This window comes from Azospirillum brasilense (assembly GCF_022023855.1).
GTDB lineage: Bacteria > Pseudomonadota > Alphaproteobacteria > Azospirillales > Azospirillaceae > Azospirillum > Azospirillum brasilense_F.
Window position 1 is genome coordinate 216,874 of the sequence record NZ_CP059453.1, and the last position, 18,517, is coordinate 235,390.

The window sequence follows — 18,517 nt, forward strand, 5'->3', positions numbered from 1 at the left end:
AACGCAGGCCCGTGACCTTGATCCAGAACAAGCATTTTATAATGCTCGTCCGGTTCATTGCTTATTGTGCACCGCAACATCTGCCCGTCAACACCCACCGGAAGCATGGCAGGGCTGATTCCGCGCGCTTTCACGCCCGCGTGGCGATGAACGCGGCAATTTGCCGCTCCTCCGTGCCGGAGCACCGTGACGACCAGCGGATGCGCCGTTGGCCGGCAGTCTCCCAGACAACGGTCCCGGCGGCGACATGGTTCCCGTCGCCGTCCGATTCGCCAACAAAGTCAGTTGGTTATACTTACGCACATTCAGGACTACAAACGAAGCCTGCCCTTCAATCCCACGCCCCGCAGAACGATTGCGGACGCTCGGATGCCATTCCCTTTCACCCGCGCCGCCGCCACGCGCTATGGTGCGCCCGGCGACCGGTGGACCGGTAAGAGTCCGGAGCGCCCGCAAGACAAGCACAAAGACAAAGAGCACGAGAACCGGAAGGGACGAGCATGAGTGACGAGACCCCCAGCCGCCGCGCCGCCGCGGCCTTCGCCCAGACCGCGGACACCGCGACTCCCGTCGCCTTCGCCGATCTGGTGGCCCTTCTGGAGCGCATCTTCCGGCGCCACGGTGCGTCGGAGCGGGTGGCGGCGATCCTGGCGGAGAACTGCGCGTCCTGCGAGCGCGACGGCTCCACCAGCCACGGCGTGTTCCGCATCCCCGGCTATGTGGGCTCGCTGAAGAGCGGATGGGTGAACGGGCGGGCCGAACCGACGGTGGAGGAGGCCGGTCCCGCCTTCCTGCGCGTCGATGCCGCCAATGGCTTCACCCAGCCCGCCTTCCTGGCCGCCCGCGACCGTTTCCTGGAGATGGTGCGCGACAACGGCGTCGCCGTGATGGCGATCCGCAACTCCCACCATTTCAGCGCCCTGTGGCCGGACGTCGAGCCCTTCGCGCGGGAGGGGCTGGTCGCGCTCTCCTTCGTCAACAGCTTCGCCTGCGTCGTCCCGCCGGGCGGCAAGGCCGCCGTCTACGGCACCAACCCGATGGCCTTCGCCACCCCGGTGGCTGGCGGCGACCCGATGGTGTTCGACCAGGCGGCCAGCTCCATGGCCAACGGCGACGTGCGCATCGCAGCGCGCGAGGGGCACACCATCCCCGCCGGCTCCGGCGTGGACCGCGACGGCAAGCCGACCACCGACCCCAAGGCCGTTCTCGACGGCGGCGCCCTGCTGCCCTTCGGCGGCCACAAGGGCGGCTCCATCGCCTTCATGATCGAGGTGCTGGCGGCGGCGCTGACCGGCGGCAAATACTCGCGCGAGGTCGATTGGTCGGCCCATCCCGGCGCCGAGACGCCCTGCACCGGCCAGCTCTTCATCGTCATCGACCCGGAGCGCGGCGGGACCGGCGCCTTTGCCGACCGCGTCGCCGGCCTCATCGGGAACGTCAAGGAGGCGGGGCAGGACCGCATGCCGGGCGAGCGCCGCTACGCCCGCCGCGCCCGCACCCTGCGCGACGGCATCCCGCTGGCCCCCGCCCGGCTGGCCGAGCTGCGCGCCCTGGCCGGCGACGCCTGACACCCCTTCCCTCCTTCAAACCCGGTCGGTTCCCGCCATGACGACGCCCACCATCGCCACCCTGTCCCGCCGGCTCGACGACGGCACCACCACCAGCCGCCAGCTCGTCGACGCCGCCCTCGCCGCCATCGCGGCCGGCGGCGAGGAGGCGCGCAAGACCTACACCGCCCTGCACGCCGAGCCGGCCCGCGCGGCGGCGGACGCCCAGGACCTGCTGCGCCGGGCCGGGCCGCGCCCCTCCCCGCTGGCCGGGCTGCCGGTCTCGGTCAAGGACCTGTTCGACGAGGCCGGGCACGTCACGCGGGCCGGGTCGCGGGCGCTGGAAGGCGCCGTTCCGGCCAGCCGCGACGCCGACGCGGTGGCCCGGCTGCGCGCCGCCGGGGCGGTGGTGGTGGGGCGGACCAACATGACGGAGTTCGCCTTCTCCGGCGTCGGCATCAACCCGCATTACGGCACCCCCGGCAACCCCGCCGATCCCGCGCGCATTCCCGGCGGCTCGTCATCGGGCGCCGGGGTGTCGGTGGCGGCCGGCCATGTCCCGCTGGCGCTGGGCACCGACACCGGCGGATCGATCCGCATCCCGGCGGCGCTCTGCGGCATCGTCGGCTTCAAGCCGACGCAGCGCCGGGTGTCGCTGCGCGGCGCCCTGCCGCTGTCCTGGTCGCTGGATTCCATCGGGCCGCTCGCCCGGACGGTGGAGTGCTGCGCCATCGCCGACGCCTTGCTGGCCGGCGAGGCGGAGTGGGTGCCGCCGGCGGTCGGGCTGGCCGGGCTGCGCTTCGCCGTGCCGCAAACCGTGGTCCTGGATGGCATGGAGGACGCGGTGGCCGCCGCCTTCGACGCCGCCTGCCGCCGCCTGTCCGAGGCCGGGGCGCGCATCGTCGACATCCCCATGGCGGAGTTGGCGGAAGTCGGCCCGGCCAACGCCAAGGGCGGCCTGCCCGCGGCGGAGGCGGCCCACTGGCACCGCGACCTGCTGGCGGAGAAGGGCGACCTCTACGATCCCCGCGTCCGCGTGCGGATCGAGCGCGGCCGGACCATGAGCGCCGCCGATTACATCGAGGTCACGCAGCGCCGCGCCGACCTGATCGCCCGCACCGACCGGACCACGGCGGACTACGACGCGCTGCTGATGCCGACCGTGCCGCTGCTGGCGCCGTGCATCGACGCCTTCGCCGATGATGCGGAGTTCGCACGGCTGAACCTGCTGCTGCTGCGCAACTGCGCGCTGTTCAATTTTCTGGACCGCTGCGCCATCAGCCTGCCGATGCAGCGCGCCGGCGACCTGCCCAGCGGCCTGATGCTGGTGGGTGCTGCGGGGGCCGACCGGCGCCTGCTGTCCATCGCCGCGGCGGTGGAACCGGTGGTGGGCGCCTGACGCGAGGGGGGCGGCGCAACCGCCCCTCCCAAGAGGTCCCCATCAAAACCCTAGGGCGCAGCCGTCCTTGCGGTGGTCCGAACCGGCGATCAGCAGGCCGGCCGCGTGGTCGATCCAGATCGCCTGTCCGCCGCCCATCGGCTCGTCCCGGCGGAGCACCGCGTGGCCGCGGCGCGCCAGCTCCGCCGCAGTGTCCTCCGCCACGGTGGGCTCGATCTCCAGCATGCCGTTGAAGGCGAAGCTGCGCGGCTGGTCGATGGCGGTCTGGACGTCCAGCCCACGGTCGATCACCGCCGACACGAAGGCACCGTGCCCGGCCGCCTGATAATGGCCGCCCATCACGCCGAAGGGGCAGACCGCGCGCCCGTCCTTGCGGATCAGGCCGGGGATGATGGTGTGCAGCGGGCGGCGCCGTGGCGCCAGGGCGTTGGGGTGCCCCTCGGTCAGGCGGAAGGAGGTGCCGCGGCTGTGCAGGAGGACGCCGGTCGCCGGGTCGAGTTGCACGCTGCCGAAGCTGTGGAAGATCGAGTTGATGAAGGAAATGGCGTTGCCGTCGCGGTCGACGACGCTGAGGCAGACCGTGTCCTTGTGCTCCGCTTCCGTCCACAGCGCGGGGGCCTGGGCGCGGGCCGGGTCGATGCGGCGGCGCAGCGCCGCCGTCGCCTCCGCCGACAGCAGCGCCGCGACGGCGTCCGATCCGCCCTCCCCCACCAGAACATCGCGGTGGTGGTAGGCGAGCTTGGTCGCCTCGGCGTGCAGATGGTGGCGGTCCGCGTCGCCGACCGACGGCGACAGATCGAAGCCGCCCAGCGCGTTCAGGATCATCAGCGCGGCGAGGCCCTGGCCGTTCGGCGGGCACTCGAGAATCTCATAGCCGCGGTAGTCGGTCGCGATGGGCGTCACATACTCCGCCCCGTCCTGCGCCGCCACGAAGTCGTCCAGCGTGTGCAACCCGCCGCGGGCGCGCAGGAAGCCGACCAGCGACTCCGCCGTCGCCCCCGTGTAGAAGGCGGCCGCCCCGTGCGCCGCGATGTCGCGCAGCCGCTGGCCGAGCAAGGGCTGGGCATGGCGTTCCCCGGCGCGCGGGGCGCGGCCACCGGGCAGGAAGACGGCGCGGCAGCCCTCGTCCGCCGCCAGAAGGGGGACCGCCGCCGCCCAATCCCGGGCCACCCGCGGGGAGACGCCGTAGCCCTCCTCGGCGTAACGGATGGCGCGGAGGAAGATCCGGTCGAGCGGAAGCCGCCCGTGGTCGGCGTGCAGCCGCGTCCAGGCGGCGACGGCGCCCGGCACGGTGACCGCGTGGGCGCCGTGGCGCGGGATCTCGCCGGTGACGCCCAGCTCGGCCAGACGCTCAACGCTCGCGGCGGCGGGCGCGCGTCCGCTGCCGTTCAGGGCGACCACCGCCCCGTTCGCCGGGGCGTAGAGGGCGAATGCATCGCCGCCGATGCCGGTCATGTGCGGCTCGACCACGCATTGCACCGCGACGGCGGCGATGGCCGCGTCCACGGCGTTGCCGCCCGCCGCCAGGATCTCAAGGGCCGCCGCGCTCGCCAGCGGGTGCGAGGTGGCCACCGCGGCCTCCGCCGCCACCAGCGCCGACCGTCCGGGCCGGCAGAAGTCACGCATCACGATGGAAGCCTCCGGACCGGGGAAGAGGATCAATGGGGGCTGCGGCGCAGGGGGACCACGCGGCGCCCCCGCACCTCCGGCTCTTCCGCGCCGTGGGCGTGCACCTTCTTGAGTTGGATGACGTAACGCTCGGCGCCGTTGACCATCACGGCGATGACGGTCGGCCCGTTCGCCCAGTCGCTGGGCACGAGGTGAAGTTCCTTGATGCGCGCGGTTCCGGCGGTCAGCTCCGCAAGGTCGAGAACCTCGTCCCCGGCGCGAAACCCCAGATATTCATCAACGATCATGGCGTCCGGCGGCAGTGTCTTGGCGGCAGTGTTCCCAAGCCTACCAGCACCGCGGGCGGCGGGCCACCGTACAGGCCGCCGCCCGGCGCTTTTTCATAGAAGACCTTACGGACGGCGCGTCATGCGGCAAAACGAGTCATGTGGCAAAACGAGTCATGTGATTGTCCCAGCGGAAGTCGGCGAGCCGCAGGCCGTCGCCCGGCAGGTCCGGCGCCGCGCCGACCGTCCGGAGATTGCCCAGCCCGCTGCTCGCCAGGAAGCCGTCGCCGTCCGGGGCAATGCCGCAGCCGTCGGGCAGCGCCGCCGACCCCAGCCACGCACCGGTGGCGTCGTCCCACAGCCCGATGATGCCGCCCTTGGGCGAGCTGGCCGCGACCTTGCCCTTGTCGGCGGCGACGCTGCCGATGTAGCCCTCGAACCGGGACAGCTCGTCGTCCGGCGTCTCGAACAGGCGCACCGCGCCGCCGCCCGGACGGTGCGTGCCGGTCAGCGGCTGGAGCATGCCGACGGGCCGCTCGTCCTGCGCGCCGAAGGCGATGCCGCCGTCGGCCAGGGCGGCGATGTGGCGGATGCCGAGATTCGCATGCTCCTCCGGCAGGCGCACCTGATCGAGCAGTTTCCCGCTCGCCACCTCGACGTAGGTGATCGAGGAGTCCATCTCGTCCAGGTTCAGCTTGGCCCGGCCGGTGTCCGGGTGGGTGATGACGCCGCCGTTGCCGACCGCCAGGACCGTGCCGTCCGCGATCATCAGAAGCTCGTGCGGCCCCAGCCCGTGGGTCGGCATCGCGCCGACGCGGCGGTAGCCGTCCATCGCGTCGTAGACGCCGATCGACCCGGTCTCGCGCGGCACGTCGTCCTCCGCCACGTAGAGCAGTCGCCCGTCGGTGGAGAAGGCGCCATGGCCGGTGAAGCGGCGGTCGTCCGGCGCGCGGATCACCGGCCCCGGGTGCCCGTCAACCAACGACAGCGGCATGAACCAGCGCCCCGGACGGCGGGCGAAGGCGACCGCCTCGGCCCGGGTCGGGTGGACGACGATGCCGTGGGCGCGGCCCGGCGTCGGGGTGGTGAAGCGCACGCCGCCCGCCCCGTCCAGCGCCGCCACGCCATAGTCCGGCGAAGCCGCGGCGGTGGCGTAGGCGTTGAGGAACAGCGTGCCCCCCGCGGTCTCCGCCCGCGCCGGCCCCAGGAGGGCACCAAGCAGCCCTCCTCCAAGCAGGCCGCCGCCAATCAGCAGCAGGGTGCCCCGGCGGGTCGCGTCCATCGCTCAGTCTCCATCCAGTTCGTTGAAGCCGATGCTGATGTCCAGCAGCGGCGCGACGGTGCCGGTCAGCAGGTTGCGCAGGTCCTTGGCCCGTTGCAGGGTGGCTTCCACGGTCTTACGCTTGGCCGGATCGGCGACGGCGACGTTGATCGGCGTGGGGATCGCCTCGGCGGCGCGGACCGCGGCGGTGAAGCCCTCCTCCAGCGCGCGGCGGGCCTGCGCGCCGGGGTCGCCGGCGGGCAGCAGCGTGGTCAGGCCGGGACCGCCGCCCTCGCCCAGCAGCAGGGCGCGCAGCGCCTCCAGGTTGATGCGGACGTTGCGCGCCGACTGGCCGCTGCGCAGCGCCTCGGCTACCGCCGGCTTGGCCTCCCCGGTGTTGGGGCCGAGCGGCGCCAGCAGCTTCTGGTCGGCGACCACCTGCAGGGCGGTGAGCGACCCGGTGAAGAGGACGTTGACCGCCGACCCGGCGTCGGGGCCGAGCGCGGTCTGCTCCCCGGCGGTCAGCGGCGCCTCCAGGGCCTTCCAGCCGTCGCGGACCTCGCGGGTGATGGCGAGGACGTTCTGCGCCACCGCGGCGGCCAGCGCGCCGCGGAAGCGCCCGGCCTCATCCCCCTGGAACGACGCGACGGTGACGCCCTCGTCGAACAGCAGCCGCTCCAGCGCGGTCAGCCCCTGCACCGCGGCGCTCTGGCGGGCCAGCCCGCCCGGCTCCAGCAGCTTCGGATCGCGGTTCTTCAGCATGGCGAGGATCTGGCGCTGCACCACCCCGGCCCGCTCCGGCCAGAAGGCGATGCGGTCGGCGCGCAGTTCCATCGACAGCGGCCCGGCGCGCAGGTGCTGGACGCCGGCCCAGGCCTCGTAAACGGCGCGGTGGGCGGCGCGGCAGCTCTCCAGCCCGTCCGCGGTCGGCGCCGCGGCGAACTGGTCCAGCCGCTCCGCGTAGATGCCGGCGGCACCGGCCAGCGCGTCGAAGCGCGGCAGGGCATGGGTTCGGACCAGACCGCCCAGCACGGCGGCGTCCCCCGCCGGCTCCCGCGCCGCCAGGGCGAGCTTGCCCGGCAGGAGGATCGACAGGGCGGCGGCCGACATCAGGCCGATCATGCGGCGGCGTTGCATCTCATCACCTATGCCATTCAAACCGTGTGGACTTTAGAGCCCCAGAACGAAACGCACCAACGTTTCCCGGTCGCCGCGCGGCAGGGCCATGAAGGCGCCGCGCGCCCTGTCTGCCTCGCCGCCGTGCCACAGGATGGCCTCGGTCACGCTGCGCGCCCGCCCGTCGTGGAGCAGGGCCAGTCTGCCGTCGGACTCTGCCAGCCGCTTCATCCCCCACAGCGGCGTCGTGCGCCAGTCGCGGCCCCGAGCCTCGCCCATCGCCACGCCGTCGGCCAGATCCTCGCCCAGATCGTGGAGAAGCAGGTCGCTGTAAGGGAAAATCGTCCGGCGGGACAGCACGGGATGCGCGGCGTCCTCCGCCGTGGTGAAGGAGGGGCGGTGGCAGGACGCGCAGCCGGTGGCGGCGAACAGCGCGCTGCCCGCCGTGTCGCGCGGCGCCTCCAGCCCGCCGTCGGGCGACAGGGTGCGCAGATAGCCGTCGATCAGCCCAATCACCGTGGAGGGGATCTCCAACCCCTCATACTGCGGGGAATCGCCGTGCGGGGCGTTCCGGCATTCGGTCTGCGCCGGGGTGCAGTCGCCCCAGGGCTCGGGATAGGCCGGGGTCGACATGCCGATGTCGAGGCTGAAGGCCTCCGAATTCTGGCGGTGCAGCGTCGGGTGGACGGCCTTCCAGCCGAAGCGGCCGAGCTGCCGTGTGCCCTCCGGCGCCACCCAGTTGGGGCGTCCGGCGATGCCGTCGCCGTCGCGGTCCTCCGGATCGGCGCCGGACAGGATGTCGGCCTCGGGGATGCGCTCCAGAAGGCCCATGCCGCGCACGGACGGAGCGATGCGGGCGGAGATGGCCGTCGCCTCGGCCAGCGGCCCGTAATTGAGGTCGGTGACGGTCACCAGCGGGCGGCGCAGCGTCGCCGTGTCGCCGTCGGGGAATCGCACCGTCTCCTCGCGGTAGCTCAGGGACGGCTTGCCCTCGATGGCGAAGCCGAGCACCGCGTTGGTCTGGATCTGCCGCCCGTAGACCGGGTCGCCGCTGAGCTTCAGCGCGTAGCCGACGCCGCGGTCGTCGGACGTCTCGGGATCGGGCGGGCGCCCCTGGCGGGCCGCCGGATGGCAGGCGGCGCAGGAGCGGGCGTCGTAGAGCGGACCCAGCCCGTCGTTGGCGTGCGTCACCGTCGGGGCGCTGACCCACATCCGCCGGAACAGCTTCTCGCCGATCCGGACGTCGAGGTCACCCCCCGCCGCCGGCAGGGCCGGCAGCAGAGCGAGCAGGAAGGCGAGGCGGGCTTTCATCGGTCGGGCGGGCATCGGTCGGGCGGAGTGCCCCATTTCATAAAGACGAAAAGGCCGGGCTGCGGTCCCTCCCCCGCGCGGGCGGTCGGCGGGGAGCGGACAACGCCGCCCCACGCGGGAAAGAGGGACCGCAACCCGTGGCCCGCCGGCTTACTTGCCGACGGCCGACGGGTTGTCGAGGCTGTCCGAACCGGCCAGCTCGACCGAGACGCCCAGGGCGGCGACGACGCCTTCCAGGGCCTTCTTCTGGTCGACCAGACGGTCCACCGCGGTCGCGATGATCGCGTTGCCCTCGGCGTTGTCGGTGCCGATCATCTGATCGTAGGCCATCTTGCCGCTGTCGGCGGTGTCCTTCATGACCTTCATCGCGGCGGTGGTGGCGGTCATCGCCTCCTTCACCTTGGCGTCGGCCTCCGGCGCGGTGGCGGCGACATACTGCGACAGCGACGGGCCGGTCACGACCTTGCCGTCCACGCGGGTGTAGCGGCCGCTGTAGACGTTGACCATGCCGATCTGGTCGTAATAGTGCGAGTTGTGGGTGTTGTCGGAGAAGCAGTCATGCTCCTCCTCCGGATCGTGCAGCATGAGGCCGAGCTTCATGCGCTCGCCGGCCAGCTCGCCGTAGCTGAGGCTGCCGAGGCCGGTCAGGATGCGGGCGACGCCCTCCGACTCCTTGGCCTTGGCGACGGACGCGCGGGCCTTGCCCTTGGCGCCCCAGGCCTTGGCCATCTCCTCCAGATCCTCGACCAGCATCTGGGTGGCGACGGTCAGGAACTGGGCGCGGCGGTCGCAATTGCCGTTGGTGCAGTCCTTGCCCTTGGCGTAGTCGGTCGCCTTACGGTCGCCGGCTCCCGGACCCGTGCCGTTCAGGTCCTGGCCCCACAGCAGGAACTCGACGGCGTGGTAGCCGGTCGCCACGTTGGCCTCGACCTTGCCGGCCTCATGCAGCTTGTCGGCCAGCAGCTCCTTGGTGATCTTGCGGGCGTCGATGGTCTTGTCCCCGGCCTTGATCTTCGGGTTGGCGATCACGTTGGCCTTGGCGAACGGGTTGCTGTCGCCGCCGGCGTAGCTGTCGTCCACATAGTCGATCAGACCCTCGTCGAGCGGCCAAGCGTTGACCTTGCCTTCCCACTCGTCGACGATCGGGTTGCCGAAGCGGAAGGCCTCGGTCTGCATGTAGGGGACGCGGGCGTTCAGCCACGCCGTGCGGGCGGCGGCCAGCGTCGCCTCCGACGGGTTGGCCACCAGCGCGTCGACGGCCTTCTTCAGCGCCTTGGCGGTGCTGGCGGAGTCCTCGTAGCTGGCCTGGGCGATGTCGGCGTAGGTCTTCACCACGTCCTTGTAGGCGGGCTTGGACGACTGGGCGTCGGCGGCGAGCGGCGCCAGCGCGATGAGAGCCGCGGCGGCCAAGCCGGAGGCGTGCTTGAACATGAAGGTCTCCTCAAGCGTCGGTGATCGGTGGCGTCAGAGCCATGAAAGTGCGAAGCATTCTCAACATGCGCCGCTAATCACTCTCATTGTCAAGATGCAATTGCCAAGCAGGCTGCGCATTGCCGATTTTGCGGCCGACGGCGGGGCCATGGCGGCGGCCCCGCCCGCCCGCGCTCACTTCACCAGCGGTTCGTAGCGGGCGTCGGTCAGCGTCTTCATGAAGGCGACCAGCGCCTTGATTCGGCGATCGTCGAGCGCCGGCCCCTCCTCCAGCTCCTTGATGGAGACGGTGGCGGCGATTTCCGGATTGACCCAGGGCTTGCCGGTCTCCGGGTTGATCTGGTCTGCCGGCTTGGTGCTGTTGTACTTGTTGTAGAAGCGGACGACGGTCTCCAGGTCCTTGAAGACGCCGTTGTGCATGTAGGGGCCGGTGACCGCGACGTTGCGCAGGGTCGGCGTCTTGAATTTCCCCTCATGGGCCTTCTGGCCCTTCAGCGCCGGATTCTCGGCCAGTCCACGGTCGATATGCGTCGCCGCCACCCCGTTGGCCGCCCGCAGCTCCGCGTTCACCGGAACGCCAATGTTGTGGTACTCGTAGTTGGTGAAGACCTCGTTCGTCGCCGCCGGCATGGCGTTCAGCTTGTGGCAGACGTTGCAGTTGGTGAACTGCTGCGAGAAGAACAGGGTCATCCCCAGCTCCTCCTCGCCGGTCATCTTGTATTCGCCGCGCAGATAACGGTCGTACTTGGAATCGAAGGGCGAGAAGACGTCGGTCGTCTCGAAGGCGGCGATGCTGTCGGTCATCGCGTCATAGGCGCGGTCGGCGTCGTCCAGCACCCCCGCGCCATAGAGGGCGACGAAGCTCCGCGCGTAGTCGGCGTTCTCTTTCAACCGCCCCTGCACCTCCGCCTTGGAGGCCATGGCCATCTCGGCGGGGTTCAGCGGCGGGCCGCCGGCCTGCTCCTGGAGGGTGGCGGCGCGGCCGTCGTGGAACTGCCCGCCGAAGGGAACCCCGTTGGCCTTGAAGCCGAAGCGCGGGGAAAGGTGGGCATAGGCGGCGGTCGGCGCGTTGCGGTCGCCCAGCGACTTGCCGTCGGCCCCCAGCGACGCAGCGCCGCGCGGGTCGGCAAAGCCGAATTCCGGGTTGTGGCAGGTCGCGCAGGACTGGCTGCGCGTGGAGGACAGGTTGTTGTCGAAGAACAGCGCTTTGCCCAGCTCGGCCTTGGCCTTCTGCAGGTCCGCCTTCTGCATCTCCGCCGGATCGGCCGCCAAGCCGGAGCCACCAGTGATCAACAGGCCAGCGATCAACAGGGAGGACAGCGCCGCGGCCGGCGCGACATATTTGCCGAACAATGACATCCTGACTCTCGCTCCTTGACGGCGGTGGCCCACGGCGGCAATCCATGGCGGGGCCTGCCGGTCAGTATCCATGCCCTTCGGCCTGGATGATAGTTATTCTCATTATCACGAACGTGCGACCTATTGCCACTGGTCGTAGGACCGGCGGGATTAACCCCTTGCCCCGTTCGTCCGGCCCCGTTCCCGGATGGACGATCCGGTGCGGGGGTTTCGGCATGACGGAAAAGGGTACCCCGACCCGGCTACCGACTCTGCTTCGCCATCCGGAGGGCTCACCGCCATTTCGGGAGAAGACCGCACCACCGTCGGGACTCCAAATGCTCCGCACGCCGCGAAGGGAGCGGCCGCCGCGGCACCCACACAATCCCGGCATAGCCCGATAATCACTTCAAATTCTAATTATTTTCTTTCAAAGCAATCCGATCGTCATTCCCGCCCCCGCGCGGCGCTCTCCTTCCCGTTTTTTTGACCCGACGCCGCTGCACATGGCGATGCCTGCACTTTGCCTGAAGGCAGCGCGAAAAGTTGCGTTACGGATCGCAAAGACAACGATGCCGGCCCGCCGGACTACCCCAATCGATAGGTTTATTAAAATACCGGCTTTCGACATCCTGAAATCACAGACGCCGTGCATTCCCTGAAAATCAGTAATCAGCCCCCTCCGCTTCACAATGACGAAGCGAAAACCCTTCGCATAACAATTATCAACGGAGACAATCAATGACCCTGTTCGCCAACATCCGCACCATCATTTCCCCAGCCCAGGCCGCCACCAAGGATCGCAAGGGCATCACGGCCCTCGAATACGGTCTGGCGGCGGCGCTCGTCGCGCTGGTCATCATCGGCGGCGCCCGCACCTTCGGCACCAACGTCAGCACCCTGTTCACCGGCATCGGCTCCACGGTCAGCGGCACCTCGACGAAAATTCCGTAAACGCCGCTCCTCCCCTCCCACGCAAAGCTCCCGCCATGGATACGATCGCGGTCTTCGATCCCCTCTCCTTGGCACTGCCCATGGCGGGGCTTGCGCTGGGCTGGGCGGCGGCGGACGACCTGTGCCGGCGCATCATTCCGGACACGGTGTCGATCCTCCTCGCCAGCCTCGGTCTCGCGCTTCCCCTGTGGCAGGGCGCCCCCTTTCCCTGGGCCACCCTTGCCGCCGCCGCCACGCTGTTCCTCATCCTGTGCGCCCTTCATGGGCGGGGCTGGCTGGGTGGCGGGGACGTGAAGCTGGCCTCGGCCATCCTGCTGCTGGTCGGGGTGGAGCGGGCTGCCCCCTTCGCGACCGCCACCGCGCTGGCCGGCGGAGTGCTCTCCCTTCTCTATCTCGCCGGATGGTTCGCCCTGCGCAACGCGCGCCCGGCGCGCCGGTTGCTGCGCCGCTTCGGCGGCCGGCCCGGCCCGGCCCGCAACCTGGCCCATCTCCTGGCGGCCGAGGCGCACCGCATCGCCACCCGCCATTCCGTGCCCTACGGCGTCGCCCTGGCCGCCGGCGGGCTGCTCACCCTCTCCAACCCCACCGGAGGAGCGGCATGGTTCTGAGAGTGCTTTTCCTGTCCCTGCTGCTCGTCGGGCTGTCGCTGGTGGGCTACGTGTCCTTCTCGATGCTGCCGGCCCCGACCGCCGCCGTCGCGGTCCCGGCGCCCCAGGCGCCGATGGACTCCGTTCTGGTCGCCGCCCGCCCGATCTCCACCGGCATGCTTCTGCGCGCCGAGGATCTGCGTTGGGAAGCCTGGCCGCCGGGCCGTCTGGTGGACGGCTACATGGTGCGGGGCCGCGTGGCCGAAAGCGCCTACAGCGGCGCCGTCACCCGCCGGTCCTTCGCGGCGGGCGAGCCGATCATGGCCGGCCACATCGTCGCGCCGGGGGAGCGCGGCTTCCTCGCCGCCGTCCTGTCGCCGGGCAGCCGCGCCGTCTCGGTGGCGGTGGACGCGGTCAGCGCGACCGGCGGGCTGATCTGGCCGGGCGACCGCGTGGACCTGATCCTGACCCAGAATTTCGAATCCCAGGCGGGACGCGACCTGCGCAGCCGGGCGGTCGGCGAAACCGTACTCCAGAACCTGCGCGTCATCGCCATCGACCAGCAGCTCGGCGAGGCGGGCATGGCGAAGAACGGGCCGGACGGGCGCATCCCCCGCACCGTGACGCTGGAGGTCACCGCCCGCCAGAGCGAGACGGTCACCGTCGCCGCCGCCATGGGCAAGCTGTCACTGGCGCTGCGCAGCCTGCTTTCCGACGAGACCGTCCTCGCCACGGGCGATGCGGAAGCCATCTCGGCCCCGACTTGGGCCGAGGACGTGTCGCCCGCCCTGCGCCAGCTTCCCGCACCCCACAGCGCGGAGGCGCCCGCCGCCCGCCGCCCGGCGCTGCTCATCATCCGCGGCTCCAAGACGGAAACGCTCGAACGCTGAACCGGTGCGCCGACCCTGGGGGGACGAAATCATGACGATGGCAACCATCAACACCACAAGCCGGGTCGCGGCCTTCAGGATCATGGGGGCGGCCTTCCTGGCCGGGCTGTTCGCGGCGCTGGCCGCGTCGCCCGTCCAGGCGCAGCAGCGCCCCCGCGAGATCACGCTGGAGGTCGGCGGCGGACAGCCGGTCAACCTGCCGGCCCCCGCGGCCAGCGTCTTCACCTCCGCCCCGGAGATCGCCGACGTGCAGGCGTCCGGCCCGCAGGCCTTCTTCATCGTCGCCAAGACGCCGGGGCGGGCCAGCGTCTACGCCCTGTCGGCGGACAACAAGCCGCTCGCCTCCTTCAGCGTCGTCGTCACCATGCCCATCGGCGACCTGCGGTCCAAGCTGGTCGCCCAGGTACCCAACGCCGCCATCGACGTGCAGAGCAACGGCAACGGCATCACGCTGACCGGCACCGTCTCCTCCCCCGCCACGGCGCGGCAGATGGTCGAGCTGGCCGAACGCTACGTCGGGCAGGGGCAGACCGTCACCAACCGCCTGACCGTCGCCTCCCCCGCCCAGGTCAACCTGCGGGTCCGCGTCGCCGAGGTATCGCGCCAAGTGACCAAGGAGCTGGGCGTCAATTTCGAGAGCATGTTCAACATCGGCTCCTTCGCCTTCGGGATCGCCACCGGACGGCCCATCCTGGACGCCGCAGGCAACCTGATCCGCGCCATCCCTCCCACCAACTCCATCGGCGGCAGCTACCGCTCCAGCAACGGGCGGGTGGACATCAACACGGTGGTGGACGCGCTGGCCGAGGACGGGCTGATCACCGTGCTGGCCGAGCCGAACCTGACCGCCCTGTCCGGCGAGACGGCCAGCTTCCTGGCCGGCGGCGAGTTCCCCATCCCGGTCGCCCAGTACGACCGCACCACCACCATCCAGTTCAAGAAGTACGGCGTCAGCCTGGACTTCACCCCGACCGTGCTGGGCGGCGGCCAGATCAGCATGCGCGTCCGCCCGGAGGTCAGCGAACTGACCAACAATGGCGCCGTCGTGGTCGACTCCATCCGCATCCCCGGCCTGTCGGTGCGCCGCGCCGAGACGACCATCGAGCTGGCCAGCGGGCAGAGCTTCGCCATCGCCGGCCTGCTTCAGAACAACACCACGGCGACGCTGGACGCCGTGCCGGGGCTGGGCGACGTACCGGTGCTGGGGGCGCTGTTCCACTCCAGCAAGTTCCGCCGCAACGAGACGGAGCTGGTCATCGTCGTGACCCCCTACCTCGTCCGTCCGGTGTCCGCCGCCAACGCCCTGTCCGCCCCGACCGACGGCTTCGTCGCGGCGACCGACGTGGAGCGCATCTTCCTGAACCGCGCCCAGAGCCTGCAGCCCCCGACGGGCGGCGGCAGCGCGGCCGGCACCGCCCCGCTCGCCGCCCCGATGGCGATCGGGCCGGGCGCCGCCCGCCTGCACGGCGACGCCGGCTTTAGCCTCCAATGACCCCTTTCGCGGAGCACAGCGCCATGCCCAGAGCCATGCGAACGCCGATGCTGCTTCTGCCACTCCTCACGGGTCTGCTGGGCGGCTGCGCCGTGCCACAGACGCCCCCTTCGATGCCCACCGCCCAAGTACCCGCCGTGAGGGCGCTCAGCAATGCCGTCCCCTTCGCCATCGACCCGCGCAGCGGCGCCATCGCGGCGGAGGAGCGCGCCCGGGTGGCCCGCACGGTGGCCGGGCTCGGCCGCGACACCACCCCCCACGTGACGGTCACCGGTCCGCTGCTGGCCGCCCCGGCGCGGTCCGCCGTCGCCTCCCTGCTGGGCGCGGCCGGTGTGCCGCCGGAGAACGTCACCTTCGCCCCCGACCAGACCGGCGCCCCGGCGCTCCAGGTGACCACCTACGTCGCGCTGGCCCCGGACTGCGCGGCATGGAGCGACATCTACAGCGGCTGGTACCAGAACAGCCCGACCGAGGCGCTGGGCTGCAGCAACCGGCGCAACCTCGCTCTGATGCTGGCCGACCCGCGCGACCTCATGCAGGGCCGGGAGACCGTGCCCGCCGACGGCCAGCGCATAGCCGGCGCCGTCCAGCGCTACCGCGCCGACCAGGTGAAGCCCTTCGTGAAGGGCAACAGCACCAGCGCCTTCGTGCTGTCCCCCGCCCTGAACGGAAGCCAGGAGGACCAATGAGCCTGCTCGCCACCCTCCTCGGCGACGCGCCGTCACCGGCCGACGCCGCCCGCGGCACCGGCCCCCGCCTGCTCGCCTATGTCGCCGACGCGGCCAGCGCCGCCCTGCTGAACAGCGCGGCCCCGCCCCTGCTGCCCTGCGAGGTGCGGACCGGCGACATCCGCAGCGCCGTCCGCGATCTCGCTCGCCAGCGCTCGACCGACCTGCTGCTGGTCGATCTGTCCGGCGTCGCCGACCCGCTGGCCGCCATGGAGGCGCTGGCCGGGGTTTGCGACCCATCGGTGCGGGTCATCGCGGTCGGCGACAGCAACGACATCGGCCTTTACCGCGACCTGCGCCGGATCGGGGTCACCGACTATCTGTTCAAGCCGCTGTCCCGCGACCTGCTGGAGGGGGCGCTGCGCGCCGCTGGCGCCGGCGCCGCGGCGGACGAGGCGGCGGGCCGGCTGGGCAAGCTGGTGGCGGTGGTCGGCGCGCGCGGCGGCGTGGGCACGACCACGGTGGCGGTGCATCTCGGCTGCTGGCTGGCCGACGGGGCGCGCGGGCGCACGGCGCTGGTCGACCTCGACCTGCAGAACGGCACGGTGGCGCTGGCCCTCAACCTGCGGCCCGAGCCGGCGCTGCGCGAGGCGGTCGAGGCCCCCGACCGGGTGGACGACGTGTTCATGGAGCGCGCCATGGTCGCCGCCTCCGACCGGCTGTCCGTCCTGGCGGCGGAGGAGCCGGTGGAGGACGTGATCGACATCGCGCCGACCGCCGCCCTGTCGGTGCTGAACCGTCTCCAGGCACGCCACAACTACGTCGTCGTGGACGCCGGCCGCGCCCAGGGCGGAGCCGCCCGCGCCGCGCTGGAGGCGGCCTCCATCGTGGTTCTGGTCGGCGACGCCAGCGTCGCCGGTCTGCGCGATCTGGTGCGGCTGCGCGCCGCCATCGCGCGGCGGGCCGGTGGCGGCCGGCTCGTCTCCGTCCTGAACCGGCGCGGCGCCCCCGGGGAGCTTCCCGCGGCGGACCTGATGCGCACGTTGGGCGAGCCGCCGGAACACGCCCTGCCCTACCGCCCGGTGCCGCTGGCTGTCGCCGCGGGCGTCGGCGAGCCGGCCTTCCGCCATTGCCGCCGCTTCCGCGAGGCGATGGAGCGGCTGGGCGCCGACGTCGCCGGCCAGCCCGCCGCCCAGGACGGCCTGTTCCGCCGCTGGGTGCGGCGATGAGCACGCTGTTCGGCCGCAAGGCGGCACCCCCCTCCCTGGCGGTGGCCGGCCCGCCGCCCGAGGAGCCGAAGCCCACCCCGGCCCCCGCACCGGCGGCGGTCCCCGCCCCGCCGCTGGCCGCGGTCCGCCCGGTCAACCGCTCCCTGAACGACATCCGGTCGCAGGTGCTGGCCCGCATCGACCCGGCGACCATCGCCGACATGCCGGCGGAGACGCTGCGCCCGCTGGTCGAGCGGCTGATCGACGACATTGCCACCACCAGCCGCAGCCAGTTGAACGGGCGCGAGCAGGCCACGCTGGCGACGGAGCTGGTCCACGACATGATCGGGCTGGGGCCGCTGGAGCCGCTGCTGGCCGACGATGCGATCACCGACATCATGGTCAACGGCCCCTCCCGCACCTTCGCCGAGCAGCGCGGCAAGCTGGTGGAGATGCCGGTGCGCTTCCGCGACGCCGGGCATCTGCTGAACATCGCGCAGCGCATCGCCTCGGCGGTCGGGCGGCGGGTGGACGAGTCCAGCCCGATGGTCGACGCCCGGCTGGCCGACGGCAGCCGCGTCAACATCGTGGTGCCGCCGCTGGCGCTCGACGGCGCCTGCATCTCCATCCGCAAGTTCGCCCGCCGCACCATCGGCTTCCGCGAGCTGGTGGAGTTCCGCAGCATGTCCGAGCCGATGGCCCGCGCGCTGGAGATCATCGGTCGCTGCCGGCTGAACGTCATCATCTCCGGCGGCACCGGCTCGGGCAAGACGACGCTGCTCAACGCCATGTCCCGCCCCATCGAGCCGACGGAGCGCGTCATCACCATCGAGGACGCCGCCGAACTCCAGCTCCAGCAGCCTCACGTCGTCCGGCTGGAGACCCGCCCGCCCAACCTGGAGGGCCAGGGGCAGGTGACGCAGCGCGACCTCGTCCGCAACGCGCTGCGCATGCGGCCCGACCGCATCATCATCGGCGAGGTGCGCGGGGCGGAGGCCTTCGACATGCTCCAGGCCATGAACACCGGCCATGACGGGTCGATGTCGACCATCCACGCCAACAACCCGCGCGACGCGCTGAGCCGCGTCGAGAACATGGTGCTGATGGCCGGCATGAACCTGCCCAGCCGCGCCATCCGCCAGCAGATCGCCGGGGCGGTCAACGTCATCGTCCAGGTCCAGCGCATGCGCGACGGCGTGCGCCGCATCACCCACGTCACCGAGCTGGTCGGCATGGAGGGCGACGTGATCCTGACCCAGGACCTCTTCACCTTCGAGTTCCGCGGCGAGAACCGCGACGGGATCCTGGAGGGGCGCTATGCCGCCACCGGCCTGCGCCCGCGCTTCGCCGACCGGCTGGCCTATTTCGGGCAGGAGGCGGCCTGGAACACCGCCACCACCGGCCTGTAGCGGGAGGGGAC

17 protein-coding genes are annotated in these 18,517 nt (G+C 71.5%); 9 read left to right on the forward strand and 8 right to left on the reverse strand.

Annotated elements, in window-relative coordinates:
• Window positions 1-500: 500 nt before the first annotated feature.
• Both H1Q64_RS30705 and H1Q64_RS30710 read left to right on the forward strand, forming a co-directional pair.
• A complete protein-coding gene (locus H1Q64_RS30705; protein ID WP_237908105.1) occupies window positions 501-1,568 on the forward strand; it encodes an Ldh family oxidoreductase in 1,068 nt (355 codons plus the stop codon).
• 37 nt (window positions 1,569-1,605) lie between these two features.
• Window positions 1,606-2,946, forward strand: coding sequence for an amidase (locus H1Q64_RS30710; RefSeq protein ID WP_237908106.1), 1,341 nt, complete (start codon window positions 1,606-1,608; stop codon window positions 2,944-2,946).
• Window positions 2,947-2,988: 42 nt separating this feature from the next.
• Here H1Q64_RS30710 and H1Q64_RS30715 read toward each other — a convergent pair whose 3' ends face one another.
• The 8 genes from H1Q64_RS30715 to H1Q64_RS30750 form a co-directional block, all read right to left on the reverse strand.
• A complete protein-coding gene (locus H1Q64_RS30715; protein ID WP_237908176.1) occupies window positions 2,989-4,572 on the reverse strand; it encodes a gamma-glutamyltransferase family protein in 1,584 nt (527 codons plus the stop codon).
• 32 nt (window positions 4,573-4,604) lie between these two features.
• Window positions 4,605-4,862: a hypothetical protein gene (locus H1Q64_RS30720; RefSeq protein WP_149167507.1), complete on the reverse strand. Its 258-nt coding sequence runs from the start codon at window positions 4,860-4,862 to the stop codon at window positions 4,605-4,607.
• A 136-nt stretch (window positions 4,863-4,998) separates the two neighbouring features.
• Window positions 4,999-6,123: a DUF1513 domain-containing protein gene (locus H1Q64_RS30725; RefSeq protein WP_237908107.1), complete on the reverse strand. Its 1,125-nt coding sequence runs from the start codon at window positions 6,121-6,123 to the stop codon at window positions 4,999-5,001.
• Window positions 6,124-6,126: 3 nt separating this feature from the next.
• Window positions 6,127-7,239 carry an imelysin family protein gene (locus H1Q64_RS30730; protein WP_237908108.1) on the reverse strand — a complete coding sequence of 371 codons (1,113 nt, stop codon included), beginning with the start codon at window positions 7,237-7,239 and terminating at the stop codon, window positions 6,127-6,129.
• A 33-nt stretch (window positions 7,240-7,272) separates the two neighbouring features.
• The gene (locus H1Q64_RS30735; protein ID WP_237908109.1) at window positions 7,273-8,529 is read right to left on the reverse strand and encodes a di-heme oxidoredictase family protein; all 1,257 of its coding nucleotides are present in this window, start codon (window positions 8,527-8,529) and stop codon (window positions 7,273-7,275) included.
• A gap of 150 nt (window positions 8,530-8,679) precedes the next feature.
• Window positions 8,680-9,960: an imelysin family protein gene (locus tag H1Q64_RS30740; RefSeq protein WP_237908110.1), complete on the reverse strand. Its 1,281-nt coding sequence runs from the start codon at window positions 9,958-9,960 to the stop codon at window positions 8,680-8,682.
• A gap of 174 nt (window positions 9,961-10,134) precedes the next feature.
• Window positions 10,135-11,319: a cytochrome-c peroxidase gene (locus tag H1Q64_RS30745; RefSeq protein WP_237908111.1), complete on the reverse strand. Its 1,185-nt coding sequence runs from the start codon at window positions 11,317-11,319 to the stop codon at window positions 10,135-10,137.
• A 409-nt stretch (window positions 11,320-11,728) separates the two neighbouring features.
• Window positions 11,729-12,040: a hypothetical protein gene (locus H1Q64_RS30750; protein WP_237908112.1), complete on the reverse strand. Its 312-nt coding sequence runs from the start codon at window positions 12,038-12,040 to the stop codon at window positions 11,729-11,731.
• On the opposite strand from H1Q64_RS30750, the gene H1Q64_RS30755 reads away from it, so the two are divergent.
• The 7 genes from H1Q64_RS30755 to H1Q64_RS30785 are packed head-to-tail and all read left to right on the forward strand — an operon-like array spanning window position 12,040 to window position 18,506.
• A complete protein-coding gene (locus H1Q64_RS30755) occupies window positions 12,040-12,252 on the forward strand; it encodes a Flp family type IVb pilin (RefSeq protein WP_237908113.1) in 213 nt (70 codons plus the stop codon). The genes H1Q64_RS30750 and H1Q64_RS30755 overlap by 1 nt on opposite strands.
• Before the next feature lie 35 nt (window positions 12,253-12,287).
• Complete coding sequence (locus tag H1Q64_RS30760; protein WP_237908114.1) at window positions 12,288-12,860, forward strand: prepilin peptidase; 573 nt, start codon at window positions 12,288-12,290, stop codon at window positions 12,858-12,860.
• The gene (gene cpaB / locus H1Q64_RS30765) at window positions 12,851-13,729 is read left to right on the forward strand and encodes a Flp pilus assembly protein CpaB (protein ID WP_237908115.1); all 879 of its coding nucleotides are present in this window, start codon (window positions 12,851-12,853) and stop codon (window positions 13,727-13,729) included. Before H1Q64_RS30760 ends, cpaB begins: the two co-directional genes overlap by 10 nt.
• Window positions 13,730-13,760: 31 nt before the next feature.
• A complete protein-coding gene (locus H1Q64_RS30770) occupies window positions 13,761-15,221 on the forward strand; it encodes a type II and III secretion system protein family protein (RefSeq protein ID WP_237908116.1) in 1,461 nt (486 codons plus the stop codon).
• A gap of 23 nt (window positions 15,222-15,244) precedes the next feature.
• Window positions 15,245-15,910, forward strand: a complete 666-nt coding sequence (locus H1Q64_RS30775; protein WP_237908117.1) for a CpaD family pilus assembly protein — start codon at window positions 15,245-15,247, stop codon at window positions 15,908-15,910.
• Window positions 15,907-17,118, forward strand: coding sequence for an AAA family ATPase (locus H1Q64_RS30780; RefSeq protein ID WP_237908118.1), 1,212 nt, complete (start codon window positions 15,907-15,909; stop codon window positions 17,116-17,118). Before H1Q64_RS30775 ends, H1Q64_RS30780 begins: the two co-directional genes overlap by 4 nt.
• The gene (locus H1Q64_RS30785) at window positions 17,115-18,506 is read left to right on the forward strand and encodes a CpaF family protein (RefSeq protein ID WP_237908119.1); all 1,392 of its coding nucleotides are present in this window, start codon (window positions 17,115-17,117) and stop codon (window positions 18,504-18,506) included. The genes H1Q64_RS30780 and H1Q64_RS30785 overlap by 4 nt, the downstream gene beginning before the upstream one ends.
• The last annotated feature ends 11 nt before the right edge of the window (window positions 18,507-18,517 follow it).

What these genes read in the sequence shown, in the direction of transcription:
- H1Q64_RS30785 (WP_237908119.1), top strand. Translation starts at nt 17,115, where the DNA reads ATGAGCACGCTGTTCGGCCGCAAGGCGGCACCCCCCTCCCTGGCGGTG.
- H1Q64_RS30725 (WP_237908107.1), bottom strand. Translation starts at nt 6,123, where the DNA reads ATGGACGCGACCCGCCGGGGCACCCTGCTGCTGATTGGCGGCGGCCTG.
- H1Q64_RS30775 (WP_237908117.1), top strand. Translation starts at nt 15,245, where the DNA reads ATGCCCAGAGCCATGCGAACGCCGATGCTGCTTCTGCCACTCCTCACG.
- cpaB (WP_237908115.1), top strand. Translation starts at nt 12,851, where the DNA reads ATGGTTCTGAGAGTGCTTTTCCTGTCCCTGCTGCTCGTCGGGCTGTCG.
- H1Q64_RS30755 (WP_237908113.1), top strand. Translation starts at nt 12,040, where the DNA reads ATGACCCTGTTCGCCAACATCCGCACCATCATTTCCCCAGCCCAGGCC.
- H1Q64_RS30705 (WP_237908105.1), top strand. Translation starts at nt 501, where the DNA reads ATGAGTGACGAGACCCCCAGCCGCCGCGCCGCCGCGGCCTTCGCCCAG.
- H1Q64_RS30720 (WP_149167507.1), bottom strand. Translation starts at nt 4,862, where the DNA reads ATGATCGTTGATGAATATCTGGGGTTTCGCGCCGGGGACGAGGTTCTC.
- H1Q64_RS30710 (WP_237908106.1), top strand. Translation starts at nt 1,606, where the DNA reads ATGACGACGCCCACCATCGCCACCCTGTCCCGCCGGCTCGACGACGGC.
- H1Q64_RS30780 (WP_237908118.1), top strand. Translation starts at nt 15,907, where the DNA reads ATGAGCCTGCTCGCCACCCTCCTCGGCGACGCGCCGTCACCGGCCGAC.
- H1Q64_RS30745 (WP_237908111.1), bottom strand. Translation starts at nt 11,319, where the DNA reads ATGTCATTGTTCGGCAAATATGTCGCGCCGGCCGCGGCGCTGTCCTCC.
- H1Q64_RS30740 (WP_237908110.1), bottom strand. Translation starts at nt 9,960, where the DNA reads ATGTTCAAGCACGCCTCCGGCTTGGCCGCCGCGGCTCTCATCGCGCTG.
- H1Q64_RS30770 (WP_237908116.1), top strand. Translation starts at nt 13,761, where the DNA reads ATGACGATGGCAACCATCAACACCACAAGCCGGGTCGCGGCCTTCAGG.
- H1Q64_RS30715 (WP_237908176.1), bottom strand. Translation starts at nt 4,572, where the DNA reads ATGCGTGACTTCTGCCGGCCCGGACGGTCGGCGCTGGTGGCGGCGGAG.
- H1Q64_RS30730 (WP_237908108.1), bottom strand. Translation starts at nt 7,239, where the DNA reads ATGCAACGCCGCCGCATGATCGGCCTGATGTCGGCCGCCGCCCTGTCG.
- H1Q64_RS30735 (WP_237908109.1), bottom strand. Translation starts at nt 8,529, where the DNA reads ATGAAAGCCCGCCTCGCCTTCCTGCTCGCTCTGCTGCCGGCCCTGCCG.
- H1Q64_RS30760 (WP_237908114.1), top strand. Translation starts at nt 12,288, where the DNA reads ATGGATACGATCGCGGTCTTCGATCCCCTCTCCTTGGCACTGCCCATG.